This is a genomic window from uncultured Peptoniphilus sp., assembly GCF_946998875.1.
Lineage (GTDB): Bacteria > Bacillota > Clostridia > Tissierellales > Peptoniphilaceae > Peptoniphilus_A.
The window spans coordinates 1-3,240 of record NZ_CAMQAY010000048.1 but is presented as its reverse complement, the minus strand read 5'-3'; the positions used below and the strand labels follow the sequence as shown (position 1 = coordinate 3,240).

General features: G+C 28.4%; 3 protein-coding genes. 1 reads left to right on the top strand and 2 read right to left on the bottom strand.

Translation table 11 applies throughout. The annotated features are described in order from the left end of the window. Window positions 1-229: 229 nt before the first annotated feature. Together Q0U74_RS07700 and Q0U74_RS07695 are read right to left on the bottom strand one after the other, a co-directional pair. Window positions 230-1,462: a Fic family protein gene (locus Q0U74_RS07700; protein WP_297393872.1), complete on the bottom strand. Its 1,233-nt coding sequence runs from the start codon at window positions 1,460-1,462 to the stop codon at window positions 230-232. 343 nt (window positions 1,463-1,805) lie between these two features. Next, entirely contained in the window at window positions 1,806-2,555 is a 750-nt protein-coding gene (locus Q0U74_RS07695; protein WP_297393870.1) for an IclR family transcriptional regulator, read from the bottom strand. 396 nt (window positions 2,556-2,951) lie between these two features. Here Q0U74_RS07695 and Q0U74_RS07690 point away from each other — a divergent pair, with 396 nt between their 5' ends. Beyond that, complete coding sequence (locus Q0U74_RS07690; protein WP_297393869.1) at window positions 2,952-3,227, top strand: autorepressor SdpR family transcription factor; 276 nt, start codon at window positions 2,952-2,954, stop codon at window positions 3,225-3,227. Window positions 3,228-3,240: the final 13 nt, after the last annotated feature.

The following is a 3,240-nucleotide window of genomic DNA, read 5'->3' as shown; positions in this document are numbered from 1 at the left end:
GGACTTGCCACTGCCGTTAATTCCAATAAGGCCAATTTTGTCGCGGTCTTCCACTATTAAATTTCCATCTCTAATAGTTTCTTCGTCTATGTAGGATTTTTTTATATTCGTTAAACTAAGTATTGGCATAATGACCTCCTATCTACATTTTAACAAATAATGAAAAGCTTTAAAAGACAGAGACTTTCTTAAGTATCAATAAAAAAGACCTGCACAGCAAGTCTTTATTTTATAAATTTTCTATAAAATTTTTATCTAAAGTATAAATTAAAGGTCTTTCTTTTATAGCCTTTATGAAACCATCTTTTTCAAGTTCCTTTAATTCTCTAATTTTTTTGTTTTTGTTTTTAAAATCATCAGTATATTCAAAGATGTCATCTCGTGTGAGACCGCTATTGTTGTCGAAATAATAATTTTGACATAGTAAAAATAGGATAGATTTTTTTAGTTCGGTGTTCAAAGTTGAACTTTTATCTTCAATGCACTTTCTAGCAAGCTTTAAATTTTCTATTTTAGTAGTCAAATTAAAGATAATATCCTCTTGACCAGCTATCAAAGTTTTCAAAAATTCGTCTACAAAGTAATTTACTTCGCCCTTATTTATTTTTGAATTAGTTATATCAAAGCTTTTGTAATAAGAAGTCTTGTTAATCCAGCATCCACGAGCAAGAGACATGGAAGTTAAATAAGAATACTTGCTCCTAAGAAAGATGCTTGAAATAAATCTATTTACCCGACCGTTACCATCGTAAAAGGGATGAATGTATCCAAAGTAGTAATGAGCAATAGCAACTCTTATAAGTAAATCTAAATCGGTATTTAAAAGAAAATTTAGAAGATTTGACATAGATTCTTCTATTTTATTTTCGCCTGAAACCCCTTGATGTATTATTTCACCATTTACAGAATTTTTCTTTTGAACATATACTGGATTCAGCCTAAAAAATTTCCCGTCAGGTTGGTCTTTTTTTTCAATTTCTCCCTTAGTTATCTCGTCATAAATTTTACGAATATCCTTTAAATCTGATGGAACTTTCAAAGAATTATCATTTAAAAGTAAGAGATAGGATTTAATCATGCTAGTGAGTCTTAATTTTTTAGGGTCCTTTGAATTTAAAATATTTCTTGTAGTTTCGATTATTTCTTTTTTTTCAGATTTTACGCCTTCAAGATCATTAGAGCTTTTTAATTCACTAGAAATAATTTCCAATAAATTTGCACTTTTAGCAATTATTGGCAGTTCATCATTTAATTTTTCCAAAGTATTATTGTTATGATTTACCATGTCTATTAGATTTGAAGTTTCTCTATTGAAGACATAATAAAGCTGAAAGGACAAATTTTCCCTATAAGGTTTTATAGATAGATTAGTTTTTAAAGTCTCACTAAAATCTATTCTCGATTTATAAATTTTTTCATATTCATTTTTATTCTTGTAGTATAAAGTGTATAAATAATCCATAAATCCTCCAATAAAATCAAAAAAAATATCAAATTTCCTTTATTTCAATCAATTATAACAAAATAAAATCAAAAAAACAGTAATTTTTAATTTTATTTTGCCTTTTCTAACAAATAAAATCAAAAAAAGGCGAAATTTTGATTTTATTATGAAATTATCAAAGAGAAAAATTAAAAAATGAGAGAATTTTAATTTTATGTTCTAAATTTTTCATGGAAAAATTAAAAAATCACAAAAATTTAAATTCACAAAAATATAATAATTCACAAAATTTTAAGTCAGCAAAAAAATTTAGGAAAAGAAAAAAGTTGTGCCCATGACACAACTCATAATAATAAAAATATTAAGCTTCAGAATATCCGAGATTTTTTGAAAATTCTATACCGCAGTTTTTCACTGCTTCTATATATTCTTTTTTTGTAGCTTCTGTAACTCTTTCCTTAGGAATTACTACGCCAATTGCTCCCACGAGGTTCTCCTTGTAATTAAAGACGGGAGCTCCAATGCCAATGGCATCTTCAATGTATTCCGAGTCGGAGACAGAAATTTTTTTGTTTCTTATGTCTATTAAGTCTTTTTTTAAGGCTGCCTTATCCACTGGCGCATCTAAGTAGTTGGAAAGGTCCTTTTCTAAGTAATAGTTGATGTAATCTTTGGGTTGAAAGGCTAGAATTGTCTTTCTAATTGCACCCTTGTGTAAATCTATTTCAATTCCAAAATTTTCTACGATTTTTAGGGTGTGCTTGCCTTCAGACTTTGAAAGCATTAATCCCTTGTCCCCAGATTTTATAATAAAAAAAGAATCTTCCTTGGTGATTTCAGATAATTTTTCCAAGACAGATTTTCCCACAGCTTGTGGGTCTAGCTTTGAGGATGCCTTTATGCCAAGGGGAATAAGGGCAGGTCCAAGAGCATAGAGGTGGGTCCTCTCGTCCTTTGATACATAGCCCACTTCAATTAAGGTGGACAAAATTCTATGGGCTGTGCTTGGCGGTATATTTAAAAATTCAGAAATTTCTGCAATTGTAAGTTCTCGGTTTTCGTTTTTTAATATGTCTAAAACATTGGCTGCCTTTACTAAACTTTGGATCATTTTTTCACCTTCCTCTAAAATTATATCATATACTGGAAAGTATTTCACTAAAAGAAATAATCTTGGGGAGAAATTATTGTGAGTCGGTAAATAATTTTTAGTGGAAAAAAATTTTATGAATAAGAAAAATTATGAATTGGTAAAAAATTTTATGAAACAGTAAAAAATTATGAATCGGTAAAAAATTATGAATCGGCAAAAATTTTATGATCAAGAAAAAATTATGAGCCAAGTAATAATTATGAGTTGATAATTAATTTTTAATAAGGATTTTTTTATCCCTCAATAAAAAAACTACTTCGAAAAAAATCAAAATAGTCTTGAATTTTGTAAAAATTTTTATATAATAAAATTAATAGTTTAGATAATTATCGAAATAGACGCAGAAGGTGAAATATGTTTTCTGATACTTTTAAGGCCCTATCTGATCCAGTCAGGCTTGAAATTTTAAATATGCTAAAGAAAAACGGCAGGATGAACGCAGGAGAGATTGCAGACAACTTTGACTTATCCAAGGCCACAATTTCCCATCATCTAAAAATTTTAAGAGAGCAGGATTTGATTTACGAAACAAAAGAAAAAAATTTTATTTATTACGAATTAAACACTTCAGTATTCGAAGATATACTGACTTGGATTGTAAAATTTAGAGGAGAAGACAATGAAAAATAAATTTAGATTTAGG

Coding starts and splice junctions, on each gene's coding strand:
- Q0U74_RS07690 (WP_297393869.1), top strand. CDS start 2,952: ATGTTTTCTGATACTTTTAAGGCCCTATCTGATCCAGTCAGGCTTGAA.
- Q0U74_RS07695 (WP_297393870.1), bottom strand. CDS start 2,555: ATGATCCAAAGTTTAGTAAAGGCAGCCAATGTTTTAGACATATTAAAA.
- Q0U74_RS07700 (WP_297393872.1), bottom strand. CDS start 1,462: ATGGATTATTTATACACTTTATACTACAAGAATAAAAATGAATATGAA.